Origin of the sequence: Campylobacter sp. MIT 21-1684 (assembly GCF_026241315.1) — a bacterium.
GTDB lineage: Bacteria > Campylobacterota > Campylobacteria > Campylobacterales > Campylobacteraceae > Campylobacter_D.
In genome coordinates, this window is the sequence record NZ_JAPHNA010000007.1 from 43,710 (window position 1) to 68,290 (window position 24,581).

The 24,581-nt window shown below is 30.9% G+C and carries 25 protein-coding genes and 1 tRNA gene; 14 read left to right on the forward strand and 12 right to left on the reverse strand.

Going from position 1 to position 24,581, the window contains the following annotated elements:
* Positions 1-8: 8 nt before the first annotated feature.
* The 6 genes from OQH62_RS04145 to nspC form a co-directional block, all read right to left on the reverse strand.
* Entirely contained in the window at positions 9-770 is a 762-nt protein-coding gene (locus OQH62_RS04145; RefSeq protein ID WP_266014190.1) for a 3'(2'),5'-bisphosphate nucleotidase CysQ family protein, read from the reverse strand.
* Positions 767-2,032: a citrate synthase gene (locus OQH62_RS04150; protein ID WP_266014192.1), complete on the reverse strand. Its 1,266-nt coding sequence runs from the start codon at positions 2,030-2,032 to the stop codon at positions 767-769. The genes OQH62_RS04145 and OQH62_RS04150 overlap by 4 nt, the downstream gene beginning before the upstream one ends.
* A gap of 140 nt (positions 2,033-2,172) precedes the next feature.
* Positions 2,173-3,342, reverse strand: coding sequence for a cation:proton antiporter (locus tag OQH62_RS04155; protein WP_266014195.1), 1,170 nt, complete (start codon positions 3,340-3,342; stop codon positions 2,173-2,175).
* Entirely contained in the window at positions 3,323-4,159 is an 837-nt protein-coding gene (locus OQH62_RS04160; protein WP_266014198.1) for a biotin synthase, read from the reverse strand. Before OQH62_RS04160 ends, OQH62_RS04155 begins: the two co-directional genes overlap by 20 nt.
* A 203-nt stretch (positions 4,160-4,362) precedes the next feature.
* The gene (topA, locus tag OQH62_RS04165) at positions 4,363-6,459 is read right to left on the reverse strand and encodes a type I DNA topoisomerase (RefSeq protein ID WP_266014201.1); all 2,097 of its coding nucleotides are present in this window, start codon (positions 6,457-6,459) and stop codon (positions 4,363-4,365) included.
* A gap of 95 nt (positions 6,460-6,554) precedes the next feature.
* Entirely contained in the window at positions 6,555-7,709 is a 1,155-nt protein-coding gene (gene nspC, locus OQH62_RS04170) for a carboxynorspermidine decarboxylase (protein WP_266014204.1), read from the reverse strand.
* 133 nt (positions 7,710-7,842) lie between these two features.
* Between nspC and OQH62_RS04175 the strand changes: the two genes are divergently transcribed.
* The 6 genes from OQH62_RS04175 (at position 7,843) to cheQ (ending at position 12,779) form a co-directional block, all read left to right on the forward strand.
* Positions 7,843-9,414 carry a multicopper oxidase family protein gene (locus OQH62_RS04175; RefSeq protein ID WP_266014206.1) on the forward strand — a complete coding sequence of 524 codons (1,572 nt, stop codon included), beginning with the start codon at positions 7,843-7,845 and terminating at the stop codon, positions 9,412-9,414.
* A gap of 13 nt (positions 9,415-9,427) precedes the next feature.
* Entirely contained in the window at positions 9,428-9,649 is a 222-nt protein-coding gene (locus OQH62_RS04180) for a MoaD/ThiS family protein (RefSeq protein ID WP_266014208.1), read from the forward strand.
* Positions 9,650-10,093 carry a molybdenum cofactor biosynthesis protein MoaE gene (locus OQH62_RS04185; protein WP_266014211.1) on the forward strand — a complete coding sequence of 148 codons (444 nt, stop codon included), beginning with the start codon at positions 9,650-9,652 and terminating at the stop codon, positions 10,091-10,093.
* A 15-nt stretch (positions 10,094-10,108) separates the two neighbouring features.
* The gene (locus OQH62_RS04190) at positions 10,109-11,296 is read left to right on the forward strand and encodes a molybdopterin molybdotransferase MoeA (RefSeq protein WP_266014214.1); all 1,188 of its coding nucleotides are present in this window, start codon (positions 10,109-10,111) and stop codon (positions 11,294-11,296) included.
* A gap of 124 nt (positions 11,297-11,420) precedes the next feature.
* Complete coding sequence (locus tag OQH62_RS04195; RefSeq protein ID WP_266014217.1) at positions 11,421-12,284, forward strand: HDOD domain-containing protein; 864 nt, start codon at positions 11,421-11,423, stop codon at positions 12,282-12,284.
* Positions 12,285-12,302: 18 nt separating this feature from the next.
* Complete coding sequence (cheQ, locus tag OQH62_RS04200) at positions 12,303-12,779, forward strand: cheVAW transcriptional regulator CheQ (protein ID WP_266014220.1); 477 nt, start codon at positions 12,303-12,305, stop codon at positions 12,777-12,779.
* On the opposite strand, the gene OQH62_RS04205 is transcribed toward cheQ, so the two are convergent.
* Positions 12,776-14,065: an MFS transporter gene (locus OQH62_RS04205; protein WP_266014223.1), complete on the reverse strand. Its 1,290-nt coding sequence runs from the start codon at positions 14,063-14,065 to the stop codon at positions 12,776-12,778. The two genes, cheQ and OQH62_RS04205, sit on opposite strands and share 4 nt — an antisense overlap.
* Before the next feature lie 2 nt (positions 14,066-14,067).
* A complete protein-coding gene (locus OQH62_RS04210; RefSeq protein WP_266014225.1) occupies positions 14,068-14,211 on the reverse strand; it encodes a highly acidic protein in 144 nt (47 codons plus the stop codon).
* A gap of 89 nt (positions 14,212-14,300) precedes the next feature.
* On the opposite strand from OQH62_RS04210, the gene moaC reads away from it, so the two are divergent.
* From moaC to OQH62_RS04225, 3 genes are read left to right on the forward strand one after another with little or no spacing between them, the layout of a single operon-like run.
* Positions 14,301-14,777 carry a cyclic pyranopterin monophosphate synthase MoaC gene (gene moaC, locus OQH62_RS04215; protein ID WP_266014227.1) on the forward strand — a complete coding sequence of 159 codons (477 nt, stop codon included), beginning with the start codon at positions 14,301-14,303 and terminating at the stop codon, positions 14,775-14,777.
* Positions 14,752-15,015 carry a DUF493 domain-containing protein gene (locus OQH62_RS04220; protein WP_266014230.1) on the forward strand — a complete coding sequence of 88 codons (264 nt, stop codon included), beginning with the start codon at positions 14,752-14,754 and terminating at the stop codon, positions 15,013-15,015. The genes moaC and OQH62_RS04220 overlap by 26 nt, the downstream gene beginning before the upstream one ends.
* A gap of 8 nt (positions 15,016-15,023) precedes the next feature.
* The gene (locus tag OQH62_RS04225) at positions 15,024-16,148 is read left to right on the forward strand and encodes a hypothetical protein (protein ID WP_266014232.1); all 1,125 of its coding nucleotides are present in this window, start codon (positions 15,024-15,026) and stop codon (positions 16,146-16,148) included.
* A 204-nt stretch (positions 16,149-16,352) separates the two neighbouring features.
* Here the strand turns inward: OQH62_RS04225 and pyrC are convergent, their stop codons facing one another.
* From pyrC to OQH62_RS04245, 4 genes are read right to left on the reverse strand one after another with little or no spacing between them, the layout of a single operon-like run.
* On the reverse strand, positions 16,353-17,357 hold the full coding sequence (gene pyrC, locus OQH62_RS04230; protein ID WP_266014234.1) for a dihydroorotase: 1,005 nt from the start codon (positions 17,355-17,357) through the stop codon (positions 16,353-16,355).
* A complete protein-coding gene (locus OQH62_RS04235; protein ID WP_323053610.1) occupies positions 17,354-17,599 on the reverse strand; it encodes a replication/maintenance protein RepL in 246 nt (81 codons plus the stop codon). The genes pyrC and OQH62_RS04235 overlap by 4 nt, the downstream gene beginning before the upstream one ends.
* Complete coding sequence (locus OQH62_RS04240; RefSeq protein WP_266014236.1) at positions 17,590-17,946, reverse strand: diacylglycerol kinase; 357 nt, start codon at positions 17,944-17,946, stop codon at positions 17,590-17,592. Before OQH62_RS04240 ends, OQH62_RS04235 begins: the two co-directional genes overlap by 10 nt.
* Entirely contained in the window at positions 17,943-19,478 is a 1,536-nt protein-coding gene (locus tag OQH62_RS04245) for a phosphoethanolamine transferase (protein WP_266014238.1), read from the reverse strand. The genes OQH62_RS04240 and OQH62_RS04245 overlap by 4 nt, the downstream gene beginning before the upstream one ends.
* Before the next feature lie 110 nt (positions 19,479-19,588).
* On the opposite strand from OQH62_RS04245, the gene OQH62_RS04250 reads away from it, so the two are divergent.
* The 5 genes from OQH62_RS04250 (at position 19,589) to OQH62_RS04270 (ending at position 24,579) form a co-directional block, all read left to right on the forward strand.
* Positions 19,589-20,347 (forward strand): exodeoxyribonuclease III, encoded by a 759-nt coding sequence (locus OQH62_RS04250; RefSeq protein ID WP_266014240.1) that lies wholly within the window; start codon positions 19,589-19,591, stop codon positions 20,345-20,347.
* Positions 20,348-20,443: 96 nt separating this feature from the next.
* Positions 20,444-20,518 (forward strand) — tRNA-Glu (locus tag OQH62_RS04255).
* 459 nt (positions 20,519-20,977) lie between these two features.
* On the forward strand, positions 20,978-21,631 hold the full coding sequence (gene sodB / locus OQH62_RS04260) for a superoxide dismutase [Fe] (protein WP_266014244.1): 654 nt from the start codon (positions 20,978-20,980) through the stop codon (positions 21,629-21,631).
* 634 nt (positions 21,632-22,265) lie between these two features.
* Positions 22,266-22,970, forward strand: coding sequence for a hemerythrin family protein (locus OQH62_RS04265; protein ID WP_266014247.1), 705 nt, complete (start codon positions 22,266-22,268; stop codon positions 22,968-22,970).
* On the forward strand, positions 22,924-24,579 hold the full coding sequence (locus tag OQH62_RS04270; protein WP_266014250.1) for a flagellar assembly protein A: 1,656 nt from the start codon (positions 22,924-22,926) through the stop codon (positions 24,577-24,579). Before OQH62_RS04265 ends, OQH62_RS04270 begins: the two co-directional genes overlap by 47 nt.
* Positions 24,580-24,581: the final 2 nt, after the last annotated feature.

Below are 24,581 nucleotides of genomic sequence, written 5' to 3' on the forward strand. Positions count from 1 at the left end.
AAAATATCTCATAAAAATTCAAGCAAAAAAGCTTTTTGTGCTACACAAAGAAAAAGAGGTGCTTTATGCTCTTTGGCATTATAATCAATCATTTTTCCTTGAAAATCTCCGACAAACCCACCATTATGATTCACAAGAAAATCTCCCGCAGCTATATCCCAAATACTTAAATTTTGAAACCTCTTATACACTCCAGCCTCTCCTTCTAAAAGTGTGCAGAATTTGAGCCCTGAGCTTTTATTTATAGCTTGGAGTTTATAATGCTGTACAAATTCACTTTCTTCTTTGCTTAAATGATTTACACTTAATAGAGCTTTAAATTTATTTTTTTCAAACTTGCTTTTTTCAACATTTAAACTTTGATCATTTTTATACACTTTTGTTTCTTTATGAGCATAGAAAATATCACCATTGGTAGGATTTTTAATCAAAGCAAGCACAGGACGATTTTTATGAATGAGACTTATCATTACACAAAACTCATTACTATTTTTTACAAAGCCACTTGTACCATCAAGCGGATCTATAAGCCAAAAATATTCCAAATGCTTTCTTTCTTGAAAACTTAAAATTTTCTCTTCTGAAAAAACTTTATACCCGCTTGCCTGAAGTATCTCTGTAAGAATTTCATTTGCAAGCAAATCTGCAGAACTTAACACAGAACCATCATCTTTTTTCCAAGTTTGAAGTTGAATTCTCTCATTTAAAATAGCCTTTGAAGCTTCATTTGCAGCTTTTATTGCTAAATTTAAACAAGAATCTAAATTCATCTTTTTGTCTCACCAAGATAGAGTTGTCTTGGACGGACTATTTTAAGTGTTGATTGTTCCTTAAGTTCTATCCATTGTGCTATCCAACCCGGAGTTCTTCCTATTGCAAAAAGAGTGGCAAACATTTCATTTGGAATGCCCAATGCTTTTAAAATCAAACCGCTGTGAAAATCAACATTAGGATAAAGATTTCTTTCTACAAAATATTCATCTTGCAAAGCAATTTCTTCTATTCTTGCAGCAACCTTTATAAGACTTGTATCTATACCGATCTCATCAATAAGTTGATCTCTTAATTTTTTAAGCACCTTTGCTCTTGGATCAAAATTTTTATACACCCTATGTCCAAAGCCCATCAAACGGAATGGATCATCTTTATCTTTTGCTTTTTTAATATACTCATCTACTTTATCTACAGTTCCTATTCGCTCTAACATTCTTATAACACCTTCATTGGCTCCTCCGTGAGCGTGTCCCCAAAGCGCACCAATACCAGCTGAAATACAAGCGTAAGGATGGGCATAAGTTGAACCAACAGCACGAACTGTAGAAGTTGAAGCATTTTGTTCGTGATCTGCGTGAAGCATAAATACAGTATCTAAAGCTTTAATTTCAATAGGTCTAAGCTCTACATGGTCATAAGGATACGTTCTTAACATATATAAAAAATTTTCAGTAAAACCACGGTCTAAGTTAGGATAAGCCATAGGAAAACCGTGCTTGTAACGGTATGCAGTAGCAACTATGGTAGGAATTTTTGCAACAATTCTCGCTGCCATTTCCATATATTCTTCTTTTACATCTATATTTAAATGATCTGGGTAAAAAGCTGAAAGCGAAGATACTGCTGCCTGTAAAACTGCCATAGGATGGGCATTATCAGGAAAAGCATCAAAAAGCTTATGCATTCCTTGATGTATAAAAGAACGTTTTTTAAGTTCATACCGAAAAGCATTGAGTCTTTGTTCATTAGGGAGTTCTTTGTAAAGTAAAAGATGTACAACATCTAAAAAAAGTTTATTTTCAGCAAGCCATTCAATAGGATAGCCTCTATGCATCAAAATGCCATTTTCTCCATCAATATAGGTTATTTCTGATTTACAGCTTGCCGTTGAAGTTAAACCCTCATCATAAGAAAACATTCCTGTTTGTTTATAAAAACTTGACATATCAACAACACTTGGTCCTGTTGTTCCATCATAAATGGGAAAATCATATGTCTTGTTATTTCTATTATCAGTCATAGTTACGGAATTTGACATTAACTTCTCTCTCCTTTTTCATTATATTTTTATTAATTTTAGCAGAAAAAACAAGCATTTAAACTCTTTACTCTTCGAAATTTTATCTCCACTTAAAGCTATTGGGTAAAAAGGTAACATATTGTAAATATAATTACATTTTAATATTTGCTTATAAATTTAATGGCGCTCATAGCTAAAATTGCCTCAAATAAAGCTGTAAGTATCAAAGCAGAATACAATTCTTCATTAATAACCTTTGCAGAATACCCAAGTGCAGCTGTGGCAATAAGTAAAGTTAATGGCATAGAATGGCTCAAACCAAACAAAATCATATTTCTAAAACCTATCTTTCGTAAAAAAACCGTTGCACAGCATATTCTCAAACTTACCATTATAAACATCAATAAAAAGGCTTTAAAAAGCATCATATAATCTAAAAGAGTTTCAAGATCAAAAGTAGAACCTATATGAATAAAAAAAATCGGGATTAAAAAACCGTGTCCAAAACTTGAAATTTTATGCTCTAAATCTTTTTTGTGATCAAAAAAAGTAGCGATAAAAGAACCAGCGATAAAAGAACCGAGCACAACTTCAAGTTTTGTCAGAACCATAGCAATAATAATAAGTATAAAAATTGCCATACAAAATCGTATATCTTTTTCGTTTTTATCCTCCCAAGGCATAAGTACGACCTTAAGTTGAGGATACCACCAAAAAAGTACTCCAAGCAGTTTAAAACCAAGCAGACAAAGTGCTAAAAAGATGTGCAAGTACAACAAACTCTGTGCTACATCAATAATACCTGTATCTTCATGTAAAAACGCTCCTACTACAGTTAAAAGGACTATGGAGATGATTTCTGCAAGTGTAGCGACAATCATTGCTGCATTGAGCCAATAACACTCTTTACCAAAATCTCTAAAAAGCAAAGATAGTAACCCAACACTCATCACAGGAATAATAATCACAAAAACCACAGAAAGGTCAAAAGCCCATACTATGAGAGAAGAAAGCAGGTACAACAAAACGAGATAGAAAACACTCTTTTTGACAAGATCTTTTTCCATATTAAAAAAAGTGCGTAAATTAATTTCCATACCTGCAATAAACATCAAATAATAAAAGCCAACATCTGCTAAAAGCTCAAAATTTTCACTTTTTCCTATAAAACCAGAAGAAGCTATTAATGCACCTAAAATAATTTCAGTAGCTGCTATTGGCAGACGTAAGAATTTCGCAATATAAGGCGAAAAAAGCAAACACAAAGCAATAACTACAAGTATTTTTAAATCAATAAAAGCTTGACCATCAATGGCATTCGCTAGCAAAGGAAAATCCCATTTCTTTTAATCTAATAATATCTTTACTTGGCTCTTCACCTTTAGTAGTAAGATAATCACCAACGACAATAGCAGCTGCTCCAGCTTCAAAAATTTCATATTGCCTTTCGCCTAAAACCCACTCTCTTCCACCAGCAACCATTAAAATAGTCTCACCTAAATCTCTTTTACTCTCTCTTATAATATCTAAAGCTTCATCAGCACTCATTTTAGGCACTTGCAAATTTAAATTCTCATTAGCAATAAAAAAATTAATTGGCGAAGAAAAAGGTTGTAATTCTTTTAAAGACTCTCGAAAGCTTTTTCTGTCATCCTGACTTTCACCCATACCATAAATTCCGCCACAGCAGAGCATCAATCCTGCTTCTTTTGCTCGCAAATTTGTTTCAAATCTACTCTCCCAAGTATGGCTTGTGCAAATCTGAGGAAAAAATTCCTTTGAACTTTCAAGATTGTGGTTATAAGAAAAAAATCCAACTTTTTTTAATTCTTTAAGCTGGTCTAAAGTAGCAAGACCGTTACAAGCAATAAGAAGTAAATTTGGTTCAGCCTTTTTGACCGCATATGCAGCCTCACAGACATATTCAAGTTTTTCATCATCAAGTCCAAGTCCTGCAGTAACAAGACAAAATCCTAAAGCTTCATTTTTTTTTGCCATTTTTGCTTCTAAAACAATTTGTGCAATTTCTTTACGTCGGTATTTTTGAATATTTGTTTTTACATAAGAACTTTGAGTGCAGTACTTACAATCTTCTGAACAATTTCCACTTGCAATATTACAGATAGCACAAAGCATTATTTGCATCTTTCATCCTTTAATCAATGAGTTTTTATATTTTCTTGTAAAAATCATTTTTGATTTCTTACGCTCTTGCATCATTTCAATACAAATCAAATTAATCCTCTAGTCTTTACATTAATCTAAAAAACAAGAGGAGAAAATTCATCTAAAACACACCTCCAACTATTGCGACTAAAATTACTTCATTCTACATCAAATATTCGTATTTAAGCCTCATTCATTTGCTCTTTTATCTTACATTGAGGACACTCTAAAAAAGTACCTTTTTTTAATTCTTTAATAATCATCATCTGACCACACTGTTCGCATTTTTCATCACTTAATTTGTAATTTGAAACAAAAGTGCATTTTGGATACAAACTGCAACCATAAAAGCGTCCTCGTCTTGAAAACCTTTCTACCACTTCACCTTCTTTGCATTTTGGACAAATTATACCTATGCTCTTTATTTTTTTCGCCGTTTGATTTTCACTTGCGCTTTCTTGTTTCATATTTCTGGAATATTTACATTTTGGAAAATTCAAACAAGCGATAAATTCACCAAACCTCCCTTTTCGTATGGCAAGCTCTCCTCCACATTGTGGGCAATCTTCATCAATTTTAACAGCAATTTTTTGGCTTTGAATTGTATTTTTACCTTCATCAATTTTTCTCATAAAAGGGTAATAAAATTCTCTCAAAGTCTGCTGCCAATCCGCTTTGTTTTCAGCAATTTCATCTAAGGTATTTTCAAGTTTAGAGGTGAATTCACTATCAACTATATCACTAAAATTTTTTTCCAAAACTTCAGTTACAACAAAAGCCATTTCAGTTGGTATAAGCTGTTTTTTTTCTAAGGTAACATAAGCTCTACTTGTAAGTATAGAAATAGTTGGGGCATAGGTTGATGGTCTGCCTATACCTAAGCTTTCAAGTTTTTTTACAAGTCCTGCTTCAGAATACCTTGATGGAGGTTCTGTAAAATGAGACTGCAACTGCAAATCTTGCACCTTAAGCTCTTGCCCTTTTTGTAGAGGTGGTAAAAGCGTATCCTTGTCTGTTTGTCCATAAACTTTATAAAAACCATCAAAAAGAAGTTTCGTTCCGTTAAGTTTAAAAAGCGCTTTGTCGCCGCGTATAAAAACATTTTCTATACCAAAAACAGCCGGTGTCATTTGAGAAGCTACAAAACGATTATAAATAAGTGCATACAACTTGCTTTCATCTTTTTCCAAGAATTTTTCAGCAAGTTCTGGAGTAAAGCTTAAATCCGTAGGTCTTATGGCTTCGTGTGCTTCTTGCGCACCTTTTGTTTTACTTGTATAGACAACAGCTTTTGGAGGAAGATACTGCATACCAAAACTATTTTGTATAAAAGCTCTTACTTCTGTAAGGGCTTCTTTAGCTATATTTAAACTGTCTGTTCTCATATAAGTAATCACCCCCATTACTCCTTTTGGAGTTTTCACTCCTTCATAAAGTTTTTGAGCTAGAGACATTGTTCTTTTTGGATTGAAAGAAAGTCTTGTACTTGCACTTTGCTGCAAAGTTGAAGTCATAAAAGGTGGAGAGGGTAAAGTCTTTCTCTCTTTGCTCTCAAGTTCCTCTATAATATAAACAGCTTTTTTACAAAACTCAAAAACTGCTTTTGCTCTGTCTTTATTGGTAAGAGTAAGCTTTTCTATCTTTTTACCTTCAAATTCAACAAGTACAGCTTCTAAGTCCTTTTGAAAAATCATATCAATGCTATAATACTCAATTGGGACAAATGCTTTAATTTCCCTCTCTCTATCTACAATAATTTTCAAAGCTGCACTTTGAACACGTCCGGCACTCAAACCTTTTTGAATTTTCTGTCCTAAAAGAGGGCTTAATTTATAACCTACTATCCTATCAAGCAACCTCCTTGCCTGTTGTGCATTTACCGAGCTGATATTAAGTTTTCTGGGATTTTTTAAAGCATTTTCGATGGCAGTTTTCGTAATTTCGTGAAAAACAATGCGAGGGAGTGAATTTTCATCTTTTTCAATAGCTTTAGCAATATGATAGGCAATGGCCTCTCCTTCTCTATCCTCATCAGTTGCAAGATAAATTTCATCAGCCTTGTTCGCTTTGCTTTTAAGCTCTTGTACTAAGGCTGAATGGTCATTGCTTATACGATATTGTGGTTTAAATTCATCATCTGTAATATCAATACCAAAACTCGTTTTTGGTAAATCTCTAATATGTCCTTTAGAGGCTATAACTTCATAATTTTGACCAAGAAAATTCCCTATAGTTCGTGCTTTTGCTGGAGATTCAACTATAATCAATTTTTTTTTCATACACTCCCTTTAATAAAAAATGGAATTTAACAAAAATTTCGTAAAATTTCATTTAATCTACTTTTGCTTCAAAACAAAAAAGAATTCTTTGCAATTTAATTGCGTTTTGCATAATCCAAATAAGAAAACTCCCGTACTATTTTAAATTGTTTTTCAGAAGTATAAAGCACTAAATTTGGCAAACGTACTCCATTAAATGTTGTATTTTTAACAATAGTATAATGAATTTGATCTAAAAAAAATACTACATCGCCCCTTTCAAGCTCTTTTTTAAAAGCATACTCACCCATTATATCTCCTGCCAAACAAGTGTTGCCACCGAGTACATAAACAAATTCTCCCTGTCTTTTTTCTGAAATTTTCTCTCCCTCTCTTGTAGCTATAATTCTAGCATTCGCCACTTCGCTCGTATAAGGCATAAGTAAAGTATCTGGCATATGAGCCTCGCTGGATGTATCTAAAATAGCTATCATCTTTTCATTAGAAACAAGATCAAGAACTCTAGCAGCAAGTACTCCACATTGCCAACCAACAGCCTCTCCGGGTTCAAGATATACCTGTACTCCATATTTATCAGAAAATCTTTTACACAGCTCTACAAGTTTTTCTATGTTATAACCTTTTTTCGTAATGTGATGCCCACCGCCAAAATTGACCCATTGCACTCTGTGAAGAAAGTTCTTGAATTTTTTTTCAAACACTTTTAAAACTTGTTCTAAAGATTCTGCATTCTCTTCACAGAGTGCGTGAAAATGGAGTCCACTTACTCTATTTAAATCAGTATTTTCTAAATCACAAGCACGAATTCCAAGACGCGAAAAGGCTCCACAAGGATTATAAAGCTCCTTTGGAGCCATAGAAAACTCAAGATTACAACGAAGTCCTATTTTACTCTGTTTTATCTTCGTTTGAAACTGCATCAATTGGTGCACAGAATTAAAAACGATATGATGGGAAAGCTTGGCAATTTCATCAATTTCATCATCTTTAAAAGCAGGTGAGTACGTATGAATTTCTTTATCCATAAATTCTTTGGCGAATTTTGCTTCCCAAAGCCCGCTGCAAGCGCAACCTGAAAGGTATTCACCTACAATACTCATCGCCTTAGAAAAAGCAAAACCTTTTAAAGCCACAAGTACCTTTGCCTGACTTTTTTCAGCAAGCTTAGCTAAAAGCTCACAATTTCTACGTAATTTTGTTTCTTCTAAAATATAAGCTGGAGTATTGAGAGTTTCTAAAACATCAAACATATTTTTCCTTTTCTTATAATCATAACACAAAGAAATAAATTCCCTATTGTATTTAAAAACTATTTACTTAGCTTTTAAACAAAATGCTTATAATAAAATTCTATAGAAAACTTTGAAAAAGGATTAAAAAAGAATGAATAGAAGACAATTTTTGCAACTAAACGCACTTGCTTTAGCAAGTACTTCATTAAGCTATGCAAGCAATGATATGCAAAACCACCATATGACACACACTATGAATCATTCAAATATTGATGCAGTAAATACCGATACTTCTTTTATCACACTTGCACCCAAGACTCAACTTTTAGACGAAAAAGCCTTTGAACGTGGAGTTGATTTAGCCTCTTTAGAACTTTTAAAAAACGAAAGTAAAGAAAGCAATTTTTTTCGAGCAAGTATAGAAATTGCAGAAAATGAAAAAGAATTTATCAAAGGAAAAAAAACCCATTGTTTTACCTATAATGGACTCGTGCCCGGTCCTAAGATAGAGGTTTATGAGGGTGATACTGTTGAAATTCTCGTAAAAAATAAACTCAAAGAACCAACAACCATCCATTGGCACGGTCTACCTGTCCCTCCTGAACACGATGGCAATCCTCACGATGCTATTGCACCAAACAGGGAAAGAATATACCGCTTTCAATTACCCGAAAATTCTGCAGGTACATATTGGTATCACCCTCATCCGCATTTTTTAAGCTCAAAACAAGTCGCTAAAGGCTTAGCTGGAGTGTTTGTTGTAAAAGCAAAAAAAGATGCCTTATCGCATTTAAAAGAAAGGGATTTAATGATAAGCGATTTGCGTCTTGATGAAAAAGCACAAATTCCAGAAAATACTCTGCTTGATTGGCTTAATGGTAGAGAGGGAGAATTTGTACTGATTAATGGACAGTTTCAACCTCAAATCACTTTCAATGAAGCTGAAAGAATTCGCATTTATAATTGCTGTGCAGCAAGATATTTGAACTTACGCATTCAAGGGGTGCAGTTTGTACTTGTTGGAACAGATGGAGGACTTTTAGAAAAACCTCAACTACTCAAAGAACTCTTTTTAAGTCCTGCTTCACGCGTTGAAGTCCTGCTTCAACCTACAAAAAAAGGGCAATTTGAGCTTGAAACTGTGTACTACAACAGAAATAAAATGCTTGTACAAGAAAAGCAAAACACACTTACTCTTGCTAGCATTTCCATACAACATACCACTGCTGCATACCCTCAAACCTTAAGAAAATTTCAACCACTCAAACAAGCCAAAGCCTTCAAAGAAATTCAGATGAGTGAAGCAAATATGATGAAATTGCATAGCTTAGATGATGCGAATGTATTCAATAGTGAAAATGAAAAAGAAATCAAAACAGTGCTGGCTTCAATGTTTTTGCTTAATGGAAAAACATTCGATATAAAACGCATTGACTTACATTCCAAACTTAATGAAGTCGAGGAATGGATTGTTACTAATAATTCTCATATGGACCACCCTTTTCACATACACGGTACACAATTTGAACTTATAAGTTCAAAAATCAATGGAAAAGTACAAAAAGCTGAATTTAGAAGTCTTAAAGACACAATAAATGTCCGTCCTAATGAAGAACTACGATTAAGAATGGTGCAAAATTTTACGGGCACACGAATGTATCATTGTCATATCCTAGAACACGAGGATTTAGGTATGATGGGAAATTTAGAAGTAGAAGAATAACAAAAGAATAAGTATGGTAAAAGTTGAATTTTTAGGACCCATCAATAAAAAAAGTCAAGAATTTCAAGTTGATTCTTTGCAAGAGCTTAAAATAATTTTAAATAAAGATGAAAGTTTAAAAGAATGGCTGAAACTTTGTGCTGTAACTTTAAATGGAACTCTTATTTTTGATGAAAAACAAAATCTGAAGGATGGTGATATAATAGCTCTTTTGCCACCCGTATGCGGAGGCTAAATGCAAAATTTCATTCTTGTTGATGGGGCTTTAGATGTAACTCAAATTTATACAATTTGGTATGATATAGCACAGAAAAAAAACTGCGGTGCTTTGCTTACTTTCTGTGGTATAGTGCGTGATGAAGAAGGGATAGAAGCTTTAAGTTTTGATATATACGAGCCTTTGTTGCGACAATGGTTTGTTCGTTGGGAAGAAAAAGTTGCAAAACAAAAAGCGAGTGTGTTTTTTGCACACTCAAAAGGCGATGTAAGTATTTTTCAAAGTTCATATATGGCAGGAGTACTTAGCAAACAAAGAAAACTTGGGCTCAATTTAATCAATGAATTTGTTGAAGATTTTAAAGCCTGTGCACCAATTTGGAAGTACTTTATCAAAGACAAACAACGTATTTATGCCAAAGAACAAGCAAAAACGCTAAAGGGATTTGGAATTCTAAGTTAAAGGAGTATATATAAATTGGTTTCTTATGAAAAAAGTTTAGAAATTCTCTCTTCTCATTTGCAAGCCTATGAGAAAATTGAAAAAATCGCTATAACACAATGTTTAGATCGCATCTTAGCTCAAAATATATACGCGCCAAGAAACTGCCCTGAATTTGAAACTGCAGCAATGGATGGTTATGCAATAAAATTTGAGGATCAGAATCAAACTTTAAAAATTTTAGGTTCTGTTGAAGCTGGAGCTTTACCATTTTGTACCGTTCAGAATGGTCAATGCGTCAAAACTTTCACAGGTTCTTTGATGAGTGAAGGTACTGATACGCTTATTCCTCTTGAAAATGTTGAAATACAAGATGGTACAATTCTCATCAAAGAAATTGTAAAAAAAGGCTTTGCTGTAAGAAAAATCGCGGAAAGTTATTCTAAAGGCGAACTTTTACTTACTCAAGGCACAAAACTCGGATATAGCGAACTTGCTCTCTTAGCTGAACTTGGCTTTTTTCACATTAGTGTTTTTATTAAACCTATAATTGGAATTCTAAGCAGTGGAAATGAAATTAAAGATTTAGGAGAAAACTTAGAACATCCTGCTCAAATTCGCTCTTGCAATCATATTGCTTTATCAAATTTAGCACAAAAATTTGGTTGTGAGACGAGAATATTTCCATTTATACACGATGATGTAAATCTTGCAAAAAATGCCTTAAAAAATGCTCTTTCTTGTTGCGATATATTAGTTACAACAGGAGGAGTTTCTGTTGGAGATTTTGATTGTATAAAAATGGCACTTAAAGAGTATAAACTTCTTATTGACAAGGTAGATATAAAACCGGGAAAACATATTAAAATCGCTCAAGTCTCTCAAAAATTTCTTGTTGCTCTCCCGGGTTTTCCCTATTCAGCTATCGTAACATTTTGCCTTTATGTCAAAGAAATTGTCTCTTTTTGGCTTTTACAAAAGAAAGAATCTCTTTGCAGGGCATTTTTAGAACAAACATATAAGAAAAAAAGCCCGCATTTTGAATTTGTAGCTTGCAATGTGAATTTCAAAGACGGAAAAATCGTTGCAAATTTAGAAGGAAAAAAACAAGGCTCAAGCGCAATCATTACAAATCTTAATAATAAAGCAGCCTTAATGCTTGTACCAAAGGATAGTAAAGAAGTACAAAAAGGAAGTTTAGTAGAAGTTTTTTTTCTGCCTTAAGTTTAAAAATTAACACTGTTTAAAAAAACATTTTAGGATAATAAAGAATTAAGTAAATTCAATTTTAGCTATAATATCGCTATTTTGATTATTAATCGTTTAAAGCAAGATAAGGACACAATCAATGAATACAGATATAAATGAGTTGTTATTACAAAGCGTCGCAGAGTTGCCTCCTTTGCCCGATACTGTAAATAAACTAAAAAAATACATCAATGAAGCGGGTTCTAATGCAGAAACAAGTAAAATAGTAGAAATTATCTCAAGCGACCCTTTAGTAACAGCAAAACTTCTACAACTAGCAAATTCGCCTTATTATGGTTTTTCAAGAGAAATTTCTACAATAACTCAAGTTATTACTTTACTTGGAATTAACAATGTCAAGAATATCATCATTGCTGATTGTATAAAAGAAAACTTCACAATCGATGTTTCACCATATGGTTTAGACACATATAATTTTCTTAATGCTTGTAGCGATGAAATAAGTTTTATCTCAAATTGGCTTAATGACGAGGATAAAAATCTTTCTCATCTTCTTGTCCCTTGTGCTATGCTTTTAAGACTTGGTATAGTAATTTTTTCAAATTTTCTTATTCAAAATGGCAAAGATAAAGAATTTCTAACTTTTTTAAAAAAGAATAAATTTGATGATATTTCTGTAATAGAAAATGAATTTTTTGGTGTTGATCACATTTCATTTTTAGGCTTCTTGTTGTATCGTTGGAATTTTGATGAAACTTTAATTGAAAGCATTTGTTTTGTCCGTACCCCGCATTCTGCAAGCAAACAAGTAAAAAAATCTGCCTATGCTTTGGCTATAATAGATCATATTTTTGCTCCTTATAACGGATCCTCTCCTTTCAATATTCGTGCTGCCTTAGCTTTAATCAAAGAGGCTGTGCATAAAGGTATTTATTTTAATGTAGAAAATTTTCTTGAAAAACTCCCTAGCAAAGCAAAAGAGAATCTCAAAAAAAGAGAATGAAACTTTGTGTCTTAAAAAATGAAAAGTATTGTGTTACCCCCAAATGAGTTTTTAGATCATTATGTGCTAAATACAGAATTCCATCATTTAGCCGGAATTTCAAAAAATGCCTATAAATTTTGGAAAAAAGTAGAGATTGGAAGATACCAAGGCACACGAATAATATTTTTACATAAAAATTGCATTTTAGAAAAACACTACAACAGCTTAAAAAAATGTAGCGACTTAAGTGGTTTTGTTCTTGCAAGTGCTTTTTGTTCTTTTACTACACTCTCACCTTCACATCTAGTAAAAAAAAATAATTCTTCTATTTACAAACTTTTAGAACTCAAAGAAGTATGCGGAATTAAATTTGTCAATCTCAAAGCTTTTTATGAGCTATTACAGCTTGATTACAATAAACATATTTATATAGAAAAATGTCGCTTTTTTTCTCCTACACCTTTTGAAAAACGAATCAAAATCACTGATACAATGTGTGTTGGATACTATTAACCAAGTCTTTTACGCACCAAACAAGCAACAAGCAAAGCAATAAAAGCTAAGAATAAAACATAAAAACTAAGAAAAAATCTGCTCCAATGCTCTAAATTCTCTAAAGCATAACTATGCAAGATAGTAAGAAGTTGCGGTGTGAAACCTCCGGCTATAGCATAAGCGATATTATATGAAAAGGAAAGTCCTGAAAAACGAACTTTTGTATCAAAAAGCCCGCTCATAATAAGGGGGCAAAAATTCGTAATTCCCGCTGAAAAACAAGTCATAAGGTAAAAAATTACAACATTTTGTAAAGAAGGTTTTAGAGCATAAAAAACATTAAAATAACAAAAACTTGAAATCCCAAGCAAGAATGCAAAGAAAGAACATATTACAAAAATTCCAAATTTATCAGACAAATACCCGCTGAAAATACAACCAAAACAAGCAAATACTATCCCTAACATTTGTAAATAAATTCTCTCTAAAGTACTAATTTCTAAAGTACTTTGCACGAAATTTGGCATTATTAAAATAAAAATAACAACACAACCTGTTAAAACCCAAGTAATAAGCATAGAAACAAACACTTCAAACTTAGCACTCTTAAGTACTTCTTTTAAAGGAAAATTCTCTATACTCTTTTCTTGTTGAATTTGTTTAAAAACAGGAGTTTCTTGTAAAAATCTCCTTAAATACAAAGAGATAATACCAAAAATTCCTCCTAGAAAAAATGGTACTCTCCAAGCCCAAGCGTGAAGCTCTTCTTGAGTGTAAAGTACATTCATAATCAAAGAAACTACACTACCAAGTAAAATTCCACCAACAACACAAGCAGTTAAAACACCTAGATATATCCCTTTTTTATTCTCTGGAGCGTGCTCTGTAACAAAAACCCAAGCTCCGGGCAATTCTCCACCAATAGCTATGCCTTGAAAAATTCGTATAAGAAGTAAAAGTACAGGAGCCGCATATCCTATACTTTCAAAACCGGGTAAAAAAGCTAATAAAAAAGTAGGAAGTACCATAAGTAAAATACTAAGCACAAACATATTTTTACGACCAAATTTATCTCCAAAATGTGCCATTACAATACCGCCTAAAGGACGTGCCAAATATCCCGCGGCAAAAGTTCCATAAGTATTTAAAACCTTCCAAAATTCACTTAAATCGTGTGGAAAAAAATGCTGTGAAATGAAATTTGCAAAAAATACAAAAATAATAAAATCATAGAATTCTAAAGTTCCACCTAAAGAGGAAAGTCCTAAAATTTTTACATCATTTTTGCTTAAATGTTTTTGCACTTTTACTCCATTTCATAGAATTCATCATCGCTGTCATCGTTGTATTCATAGTCATCTTCATCATAAAGATACGTTTTATTGTATTCATCACTTTCTTGTTCTTCATCATCAAACTCATTATAATCAAGTTCATCATCATAACCCATTACTTTTCCTTCATTATTAAAATAAAAATATATTTTAGCTGAAATTTGACTGCTTTTGCTATAATTTTATATTTTTAACAAGGAAAAAAATGAAATTAACACATTTAGATAAAAACAATACTCCAAGAATGGTTGATGTAAGTAAAAAAGATATTAGTACAAGACAAGCAAGTGCAAGTGGTATTATAAGTATGAATCCACAAGCTTTTCAAGCTATTAAAGAAAATTCAATCAAAAAAGGACCTGTTTTACAAACAGCTATCACAGCAGCTATTATGGGCACAAAAAAAACAAGTCAGCTTATACCAATGTGTCATCCTTTAATGATTTCTAACGTTCAAACTCAAATCACTGAACTCAATGAACTTTGTGCTTTCAAACTCAAAGTGAGTGTAAAATGTGAAGGGAAAACAGGAGTAGAAATGGAAGCACTTACAGGAGTAAGCATAGGACTTTTAACTATTTATGATATGGTAAAAGCTATTGATAAAACAATGACAATAAGTCAAATAGTACTTGAAAGCAAAAAAGGTGGTAAAAGTGGTACATTTATGCGAACTGAATAAAGAAGCTCTTATCTCCTACCCGCTCTTTTGGGAATATAAAGTCATTCTCGCGACTAATAAAGACGTACAACAATGCTTTAAAAAACTTTTAAAAGAAAAAGAATTTACATTTGAACACTCCCATACAAGTAAAAATGGCAGATACGAAAGCTACAAATTAAGTGTTTTTGTACATAATAAAGAAGAACGACTTGAAATTTTTGAAAAATTAAAAACCCATTCTCAATTTGTATTGTAAGGAAAACGATGAAAAATACTTTGATTATCTTTGAAAATTCTGTGTTAAATACTGAAAAAAAAGAGGTGAAAACTTTGCTTGAGGATTTAAGTTTCAATCTTGCAAGCAAACAAATTAGTCAAAATCCACACAAAACACAAGAAATTCTCGATACTCTTTTACTTAACTTTCTCACCATACTAAAAAAACTTGAACTTTTTAATGATGAAAATGTAACTAAAATCATTCGAGGTTTAACAAAAGCAAGTGTACAAGACATTCAAAATTCTCTTTACAAAAACCTCAATGAAGCTGAAATTTTAAAGAAACAAATCCAAAATCAAAAGATAGCACTTAAAAATCAAATCAGCAAACATTTTCTTGAATTTGAAAATATTTTACAAAAAAATGGCTTTATAGATGATTTAAAACAAGGTTTAAACGATGCTATCTTATTTGATATTGAAACGCTAGGAATTCTCAAAGAAACAGCAGAAAGTGCTTTTCTTATAACGCTTGAAAAGGCTGAAGATATAGAATTTACAAGCGGTGAAATCGCTAAAAGTCTTGTCTATAATGCTATTTGTGAAGCACATTTTGAAAAAGAAAGAATACTGCGAATTTCAAATATTATCTTAAATACAGCCTTTGAACTTGCAAATGAATCAATGGCATATGCAAAAGATTTGTGTTTAGGTGCTATAAAAGGCACTCAAGAAGGTATAAGTTTTGCAATGGAAAAATTTAAAAATTCTTTTAAATACGCGCAATTTGAAGAGGATTTACATCTTAAAAACAAAGAACTTATAGGAATTGAAGATGATTTTATCGCTTTATTAAAAACCGAACTTACAAAACAAGATAATCCTTGCAAAGATATAATAAAAAATCTCTTAGAACAAGAATTTGATAATCTTTTTACTAAATTTAAACGTCTAGCAAATGAGAGTAGAGAACAACTTGTTTTTGCTTTAAATGAAATAAAGCAAAATCCAAAAATTAGTGATTTCACTCTGTTTGGATATAAACAACTTCTCCATTCCAAACAAGAAATGATAAAAGAAAAATACAAAGACTTTAACGCTCAAAAAGCTAAAAAACTTGGTGTAAGACTTTGGGAAAATGCAAAAAATATACTCAAAAAACAAAAATGAGTTTATGAAAAAAAGCAAAAAATTATGCCAAATACAGCAAAGATCTAAATCAAATTGAAAAATTTATCTCAAAAGGACTATAAAATTATAATCTTTTAAATTATGTTTCTTTGTAGTGTTTCACAAAAAAGCTCAATACATTGTCTTTTAAAGAGTGCAAACAATTACAAAATGAAGCCGCAGTTTTCTAATACAATTTCAATATTATAGTTCTTGAAATTGCAACAAACATCCAGCCATAAAAGGTACGAGTTCATTATTTTCGTCTTTGTAACTTTGAGGCACTTGCCATTCTTGTTGCTTTAAATGGACAATTTTTTCCTTTTGAAATTTAAAATTGTAAATTCTGATTGCATTTTCACTAAGAAATTTCTGCAAATTATCCTGATTTGAATGTTTTGTAAAAAGTTCAGCCAAAAGACTTAAAGCGACAGGAGAGCTAAAAATTCCAGCAGCACAAGCACAGCATTCTTTTTGTGAGATAAGATGAGGAGCACTATCACTTCCAAACATCACTTTTTCAAAACCGGAAAATGCAAGCTCACATAAAGCCTCTTTGTCTTTATACGTCTTTGCTATTGGTTTGCAAAAAAGATGAGGGTTTAAATTCGAACCTAAAACATCATCTAAAGTAAGAATCAAATGATGTAAAGTAATGGTTGCATACAAATTTTCATAATCTTTTACAAGTCTAGCAAGCTTTTGGGTGCTAATATGCTCCATTACAATCTTTAGCTTTGGAAAATGCTTTGCAAGGTTTTGATAAATGGCAGCAAAATTACTTTCTCTATCCATTACAAAATCATTTGTTTCCCCGTGTACAAGCAAAGGAATCTCAAGCGCACTCATAACTTCAAGGGTTGGTTTTAATCTCTCAAGGTCAAAACTACTCACTCCTTGAGTAGAATTTGTTGTAATACCTGCAGGATAAAGTTTGATACCAAAAAGTTCTGTTTTAGCTTCTTCTAAAAATCGTTCATCATAGTTTTGAAAAAACAGTGTCATCAACGGTGTAAAATTCTCGTCTTTACTTGCTTTTATAATTCTTTGTTTATAAGCTTTTAAAGAAGGTAAATCACAGAGTGGAGGAACTAAATTTGGCATTATAACTGCTGCTTTAAAAGAACGTGCTGAAAAAGGCGTAACAAAATGCAAAAGGGAATTATCTCGTAAATGCAAATGCATATCTAAAGGATTTTTCAGAATCATAGCTTTTCTCCTATTTTGATTTGATAAAAACCATTTTTAAGTTTTTTAAAAAGCTTTTTTTCTTCTAAAAATTTAAAAGTAGCAATAATAGTCGGTTTGCTTTGCTGCAAAATGTTTTCAAGTTCGCTAATCTTTATAAAAATAAAACCATTTTCATCGCAATTTTGACACAAAAATTCTACAAGCTCAAAACGTTTTTTCCCTAGAATTTCTTGAATAAAACCTTGTAGTCTTATATCCATAACGAACCTAAAACAAGTACCCAAGTTATTAAAGCAAGAACTATGCTAAAAAAAACTCCTGCACTTGCACAGTCTTTAGCAATTTTTGCTTTTTCGTGCCATTCATCAGTGATTAAATCAACACAAGCTTCAACAGCCGAATTAAAAGCCTCCGCAATCAAAATGAAAAACAAAACAGCAATAATAAGCAAATGTTCAAACAATGGAAGTGAAAGAAAAAAACTCAAGATAAAAGCCAAAAGTACTACACAAAGCTCTAAACGAAAAGCCTTTTCATTTCGCATCATCGCTTTAACACCCTCTAAAGCAAACAAAGCATTTTTAAAAAAATGGTACTTTGGTTTCAATTATATGCCTTTAAATTTGGACTCAATAAATCAAATTCATCTTCATAGAGGCTTGTTTGTACTTGAAAAAATCCAAGAAGTGTGCTAAAGAGATTGTCGTGTGAAATGGCAAAGTGTGAGTGCTGCGATGCTCTTTTCATTAAATCAGCTTGATTGCTCCAAAAAATAACTGGAATATGAGTTTGGTATTTTGGAGCTATAAAATAAGGAATTGCGTGAAGATAAATTCCATTTTCTCCTAAGCTTTCTCCGTGGTCTGAAAGATACAATAAAGCACTTTCATAATCCTTTTGTTCTTTTAAAAGAGCGATGATTTGACTTAAAAGATAATCTGTATAGAGCAAAGTATTATCATAAGTGTTCTCTAAAGCCTCATTTGAACATTTATCAAGTTCATTTGTATCACAAGTTGGATGAAAAACTTTGAATTCCTTAGGGTATCTTTTATAATAACTCGGTCCGTGTGAACCTTGTAAATGTAAAATAATAATATTTTGCGTATCTAAAGAGTGAAGCTGTTTGCGCAAGCTCTCAAGCAAAGCTCCATCGTATTCAGCTTGTATATTCTCACTCTCTATCCTAGCACACACTCCTTTACAAAAACCGTAATTATTGTCATACCAAACTGTTTTCACTCCTATCTTGTGCAAGATATCTAAAATATTCTCTTTGTATTCACTTGGACTAAATTCTTTTCTTTTTGAGACAGAAAACATACAAGGCAAGGACACTGCTGTAGAAGTGCCACACGAAGAAGCATTATCAAAAAAAATAACCTGTTGATTTTTTGTATAAGTATTTGTATCATTTTTAGTATAAGTTCCGAGTGAATAGTTCGCCGCCCTTGCAGTCTCACCAACAACCAAAACAAAAAGCTTTTTCGTGCTATTATTTTCTCTATACGCATCATTTGCCAAACTCTCAAGCTCCTTTTTTTCTTTCATACGAAGTGTGTAGTAGCGGTATACTGCATAAATTTGATAAAAAGGAATATTATACATACGAATTTCATTATGATTTCTAAAAAATGGAATATAACTTTTTGTTAAAGGTAAAAAAACAGCCATAAAAAACACAAAACCAAGTAAAAAACTCCAAATTCGTATGAACACGGCTTTTTTAAAAGTTTTTTGTGAACTAATGCGTGTCATAAGTATTACGATACACATAAATAATAAAACCAAACAAAAAATCACAATGCGTATATTAAACAAATCTTTGACTTCTCTAGAATCTGTTTGTACGATATTTTGTATCATAGTAGAATCAATTATAATGCCATAAAATGAAATAAAATAAACACTTACACAAGCACAAAACAGAAAGAAAATAGAAAAAAATTTAGTTAGATATTTGAGAAAAAGAATGGAGAAAATCATCTGCACTAAACCAAAATACATCACAACAATGCCAAAAGTCAGCCAAAGATTCTTTTCTAAAAGATTATATACATATATGAAAGAATTACAATTTATAATTGTTATAGCAAGAGAATTAAACAAAGTAAACCATAACCACGAGATTTTAAACATAATTGTCCTTTAATCAATAAAATCCTAATTGTAGAAAAACTGAATTAATCCTTAGTAATTTAAAGTAAAGTGTGTTATGATTGTGTTTTAAACTTTTTCAAGGAACAATAATGAAGTTATTTTCGTGGAATGTCAATGGCTTGAGAGCAATTTGTGAAAAAAATGCTCTTGAATGGATACGCGATGAAAAAATTGATTTTATAGGTTTTCAAGAAATTAAAGCAAGTGAAGAAAAATTACCAAAGAAAATTTATGAATATCCCTTTGAATACATCTATTCAAATTCAGCCAAACGACCGGGCTATTCAGGTGTTATGAGTCTTTGTAATTTTGAGAGTGAAGTCAAAAAATGTGAATTCTTTGACGATGATGAAGGAAGGGTTTTAGAACACCGTTTCAATAATATCGTACTCTTTAATATTTATTTTCCAAATGGTCAAAAAGACGAAGAAAGATTGCATTTTAAAATGAAATTTTATGCAGATTTTTTACTCTATCTTGAAAAACTTTTAAAAGAAAAGAAAGATATTATTATTTGTGGTGATGTCAATACTGCTCATAAAGAAATAGATCTTACCCATCCAAAAGCCAATATAAATACCTCTGGATTTTTACCTATAGAAAGAGCTTGGATAGATGATTTATTAACGCTTGGTTTTATAGATACCTTTAGGCAAATTAATGGGGATGTCAAAGAAAAGTATTCGTGGTGGTCATACAGAATGAAGGCAAGGGAAAGAAATGTTGGTTGGAGGATTGATTATTTTTTTATTTCCCAAAGTCTAAAAACAAAACTCAAAGATGCTTTTATACGAGATGATATTTTCGGATCTGATCACGCTCCTGTTGGAATAGAAATTGAATTCTAAAACACAATTTCTTCAAAACGTATAAAAACAAATCTCAAAAATTAATATAATATTAAGAATTTAAAAGATATAATAAAAGTTTATTTTATAAAAAAAGGCCCATTCGTCTAGCGGTTAGGACATCGCCCTTTCACGGCGGTAACACGAGTTCGAGTCTCGTATGGGTCACCACCAAATCGACACTTCTTTACTCGCTTTATAAATATACAATCTATACGATATAAGACTTTTAAATTATCTACAAAATATTCAACAATCTCTTAAGAATATATTTCATTTTTATTTATAATTTATTTTAATTTTATTTTATATATATTATAATACATTCAAATCTAAGCTATAAAACTAGACCGTTTTACTTAAAAGAAAGAGCATTTAAAAGCCTTAATACATTAAGCTTTTTCATTGAAAACTCCAAATCTTAATCGTGCTTTTTCAAACGGCTAGAGCTTGGATTGGCTTATAATTCTTAAAATTACAAGTTTATAATCTAAATCCGCCGTATATATATAAAAAACATTAACACAAAAAATCTTTTACAACTTTTCACAAAGCTTCAAAAATAATTTTAAAAAACTTTTTATTCTTTTTATGCTACATTTTTTTCATCAAACTACAAAGGAGGAAACAATGTTTGAATTAAGAAAATTGAACTATGACACTAATGCTTTTGGCGATTTTTTGAGTGCAGAAACTTTTAGTTATCACCACGGAAAACACCATCAAACTTATGTTAATAATCTTAACAACCTCATCAAAGATACTGAATTTGCAGGGAAAGATTTAGTGAGTATTATCAAATCTTCAAGTGGTGGCATTTTTAACAATGCGGCACAAGTGTATAATCACGATTTTTATTTTGACTGTATTATGCCAAAATCTGAATGCAACTCCTGTAAAAACTTAAATGCAGAACTCAAAGCAGCAATAGAAAAAGATTTTGTCTCTTTAGAGAAATTTAAAGAGGAATTTATCAAAGGTGCTACTGGAGTATTTGGTTCAGGTTGGTTTTGGCTTGTATATAATAGTACAAATCAAAAACTTGAATTCGTCTCTACCTCTAATGCTGCAACTCCTATTACAGATGAAAAAATCCCTCTGCTCGTTGTTGATGTTTGGGAACACGCCTACTATGTTGATCATCGCAATGCACGTCCTGCATATTTAGAAAAATTCTATGCTCATATTAATTGGGATTTTGTAGCAAAAGCTTACGAATGGGCTTTAAAAGAAGGAATGCATTCTGTAAGTTTTTATGCAAATGAGCTCCATCCTATACACTGAACTTTACAAAGTAAAACACATCAAAAATGTGTTTTACTTCTTGTTCTAATTTTTACTAGTTTTTTATTTATTTTTCTCACTAGACAACTCTCTAATAATTTTAATAAAACTTCTAATTATACAAACTTTAAAAAGCCATTATGTTTATTTCATACTAGATAAAAAATCCTAAGAAGCAATAAAAAAGTACAGCTATCGTTGTTTTCTAAAAGATAAAAGACTTAAATTTTTAATCTTACAATCTTTTTTTCAAATTGTATGTTTTATTCTTTAAAATTAGAAGAAAAAATTTTCTTCTAAAGCATTTAAGAAATCTTTGATTTAAAAGTACAAAATAATTTAAAAACAAAAGATATGACTTAACAAATTCTTATCTTTAAATTTTCTTCATTATTTAACAAAAAATAAATAGTAACTATTCTTTAATATTAAATTTTATGAAGGATACTTAGAGTGTAAAACTTGAGATTTTAAAATTTTTACAGCATCAATGAAATTTAATTTCTCCAAAATTTAAAACATTTCAACAATTTAAAGAAAACAATTATTTAAGAAACTTATAATATTTAATATTATATTATTATGGTAATAATAAATAATAAATAATAAATAATAAAAAGGGAAAGGTGAAATTATGAGAAAATCAAAAATAGTAGAATGGACAAAAGATTTTAGTCTTAATAATAAAAAACTCGATTCCCAGCATAAAATCATCTTTGATATGTGTAACACTACAAACGATTTAGCTCATAAATTGGAACACCATCCAAATAACGAAACATATTTAGAAGAGCTCAAACAAACCGCTTTGAGATTATTTAAATACATTAAAATACATTTCAAAGATGAAGAAGAATTTATGAAGAGCATCGATTTTCCTTTAATCGAAGAGCACAAAAAAAGCCATAGACAGCTAATGCATAAAACCAAAAACATTTTCCAATCTCATTCAAACGATGCAAAAACCTTAGTCAAAAAACTTCTTTATTTAATAAAACATTGGATCTTAAATCACTTCCTTCACGATGATATGTGGATTTCCAATTATATACACAAAGCTATTCATCTCAATGAAATCCATTATACTTTACCAATGTATATAAAATTAAAATCCATAGAAAAAGATTTTAGCTTGGAGCAGAATTTCAACTATATCTGTACTTGCACTTTAAAAATTCATAAAATACCACAAAGCATACATAAGGAGCTCAGATACAAAAACACGGTTTTAAAATGTGAGAGCTGTGAGCAAATTCTAGTTCATTTTGAAAATAAACCTTTGGTTGAAAACTATGACATCCTTAACAAACAATACGCAAGTTTTGCAGAACTTCTCTAAAATAGATGCAAGGTTCAGTAAAACACTAACAAGTTTTGATCCTTTTGAAAGCTTAAAACTTGAACAAGAGAAAACGGATATTAAGCTTGATTTTACAATACTTGAAATTCAAACCTGTGCCTCTAATAATTCAATTAATAAGATATACTCTTTAGACGAACTTGATATTTTCTATGATGATGAATATTATATAAAAAAATACGATGTACTTTCACAACAGTATCTCATAAAAATCTCTCCTAAAAATAAAAAAACAATTTTTCGTTTTATACTTGAATCAAATAAAAATTTAACTAAAATTAGAGCAAAATGTGTATATAGTAAAGGACTCGTATATTATGAAGAAATAAAAGATGACATAATGCAAGCACTTTATAAAGCAATGATAAAAAATAAAATTTTAATTTTACGTTTAGACAAAAAACTCAACTTTTACTTAGATATATTTATAGAAACCTTAAAACAAGGCAGACAGAAGTTAGAACCCTTACAATTCACACTTTGTGATGGTGTAGAACCTTTAAATCACAAAGAAAGCAAAACTATTATTCATAAAAACTGCACAAAAAATGGAGATTTTCAACCTGTTGAATCAGATTCTTTATTGTTTGAATTCATTTATGGAAAAGAAGGGAGAAATGGAAGAAATGTGTGTGGCAATCTCATCTCTCTAGAAAACATCGATTTAGAAAATCCTTTCAAGATTAAAAATGAAAGTATTTATGAGAAACAAAGTGAAAGAGGTGTACGATATTATAGTTCTTATTATGGGTTTTTGATTCAAGATGATGAAGGGAATTACAGCATTACCGACACTTTGAAAGTACCTAATTGTTATATTGAAAATTATAATAAAGGCTATTTGGAAACTGATACAATTTATATAAAAAATTTATCATATTCTACAATTGTAGCGAACAATGTTTACGTAGAAAGGTGCGTAGGTTCAGTTATTAAAGCGAAAAACATTTTTATTGAAACATTATTTAACAATAATCAACTCTACCCTAAGAAGAATTTGATTATACAAAACGAATGCAAAAATTACAACAAAATTCATATAGCTTCAAGCGTCTTTAAAATTGACCAAGAATATCACAAAATTCAGGAACTTTCCTCTACTATTAATATGGATTTTAAAAAATTATCTAGAAATATAAAAAAAATATATGATTATTTGATAAACAATCAAGTAAGAATTATAAAACTCAAAAAGCATATAGAAAACAATGAACAAGCAAATGGACATAACGCCCATTTAGCATCTATAAATATGTATAATGATAGTCTTGAAAAGTATGAGAGGCTAGTCAAACAGTATGAGGAATTTGTAAAAATAAAATATCGAGTTGATTATAAACGAGAGAGCTTACAAAAAGTTTTTTCCGATGTTAAAATACACATTCAAGCCAAAGAAATTTATGAAAATAATACGATTCAAGTCCAAATTGGTAAAAACCGCAGTAATTATGTCTTAAAAGATGAAGATAAAGAAAAAGTCTTTTACTATGATTATAATCATAAGAATATTAAATCCACACAAATTAATGAAAATACTATAGATAACATCAAAAAAATTTTTGAATCAATAAAAGCTTCTGAAAAGTAAAT

Bases quoted from the DNA above. Each gene is read 5' to 3' on its own strand.
- OQH62_RS04150 (WP_266014192.1), bottom strand. From the start codon at position 2,032: ATGTCAAATTCCGTAACTATGACTGATAATAGAAATAACAAGACATAT.
- sodB (WP_266014244.1), top strand. From the start codon at position 20,978: ATGTTTGAATTAAGAAAATTGAACTATGACACTAATGCTTTTGGCGAT.
- cheQ (WP_266014220.1), top strand. From the start codon at position 12,303: ATGAAAAGTATTGTGTTACCCCCAAATGAGTTTTTAGATCATTATGTG.
- moaC (WP_266014227.1), top strand. From the start codon at position 14,301: ATGAAATTAACACATTTAGATAAAAACAATACTCCAAGAATGGTTGAT.
- OQH62_RS04145 (WP_266014190.1), bottom strand. From the start codon at position 770: ATGAATTTAGATTCTTGTTTAAATTTAGCAATAAAAGCTGCAAATGAA.
- OQH62_RS04270 (WP_266014250.1), top strand. From the start codon at position 22,924: ATGACATCCTTAACAAACAATACGCAAGTTTTGCAGAACTTCTCTAAA.
- pyrC (WP_266014234.1), bottom strand. From the start codon at position 17,357: ATGATTCTGAAAAATCCTTTAGATATGCATTTGCATTTACGAGATAAT.
- OQH62_RS04235 (WP_323053610.1), bottom strand. From the start codon at position 17,599: ATGGATATAAGACTACAAGGTTTTATTCAAGAAATTCTAGGGAAAAAA.
- OQH62_RS04265 (WP_266014247.1), top strand. From the start codon at position 22,266: ATGAGAAAATCAAAAATAGTAGAATGGACAAAAGATTTTAGTCTTAAT.
- OQH62_RS04185 (WP_266014211.1), top strand. From the start codon at position 9,650: ATGCAAAATTTCATTCTTGTTGATGGGGCTTTAGATGTAACTCAAATT.
- OQH62_RS04175 (WP_266014206.1), top strand. From the start codon at position 7,843: ATGAATAGAAGACAATTTTTGCAACTAAACGCACTTGCTTTAGCAAGT.
- nspC (WP_266014204.1), bottom strand. From the start codon at position 7,709: ATGTTTGATGTTTTAGAAACTCTCAATACTCCAGCTTATATTTTAGAA.
- OQH62_RS04210 (WP_266014225.1), bottom strand. From the start codon at position 14,211: ATGGGTTATGATGATGAACTTGATTATAATGAGTTTGATGATGAAGAA.
- topA (WP_266014201.1), bottom strand. From the start codon at position 6,459: ATGAAAAAAAAATTGATTATAGTTGAATCTCCAGCAAAAGCACGAACT.
- OQH62_RS04195 (WP_266014217.1), top strand. From the start codon at position 11,421: ATGAATACAGATATAAATGAGTTGTTATTACAAAGCGTCGCAGAGTTG.
- OQH62_RS04250 (WP_266014240.1), top strand. From the start codon at position 19,589: ATGAAGTTATTTTCGTGGAATGTCAATGGCTTGAGAGCAATTTGTGAA.
- OQH62_RS04160 (WP_266014198.1), bottom strand. From the start codon at position 4,159: ATGCAAATAATGCTTTGTGCTATCTGTAATATTGCAAGTGGAAATTGT.
- OQH62_RS04180 (WP_266014208.1), top strand. From the start codon at position 9,428: ATGGTAAAAGTTGAATTTTTAGGACCCATCAATAAAAAAAGTCAAGAA.
- OQH62_RS04245 (WP_266014238.1), bottom strand. From the start codon at position 19,478: ATGTTTAAAATCTCGTGGTTATGGTTTACTTTGTTTAATTCTCTTGCT.
- OQH62_RS04225 (WP_266014232.1), top strand. From the start codon at position 15,024: ATGAAAAATACTTTGATTATCTTTGAAAATTCTGTGTTAAATACTGAA.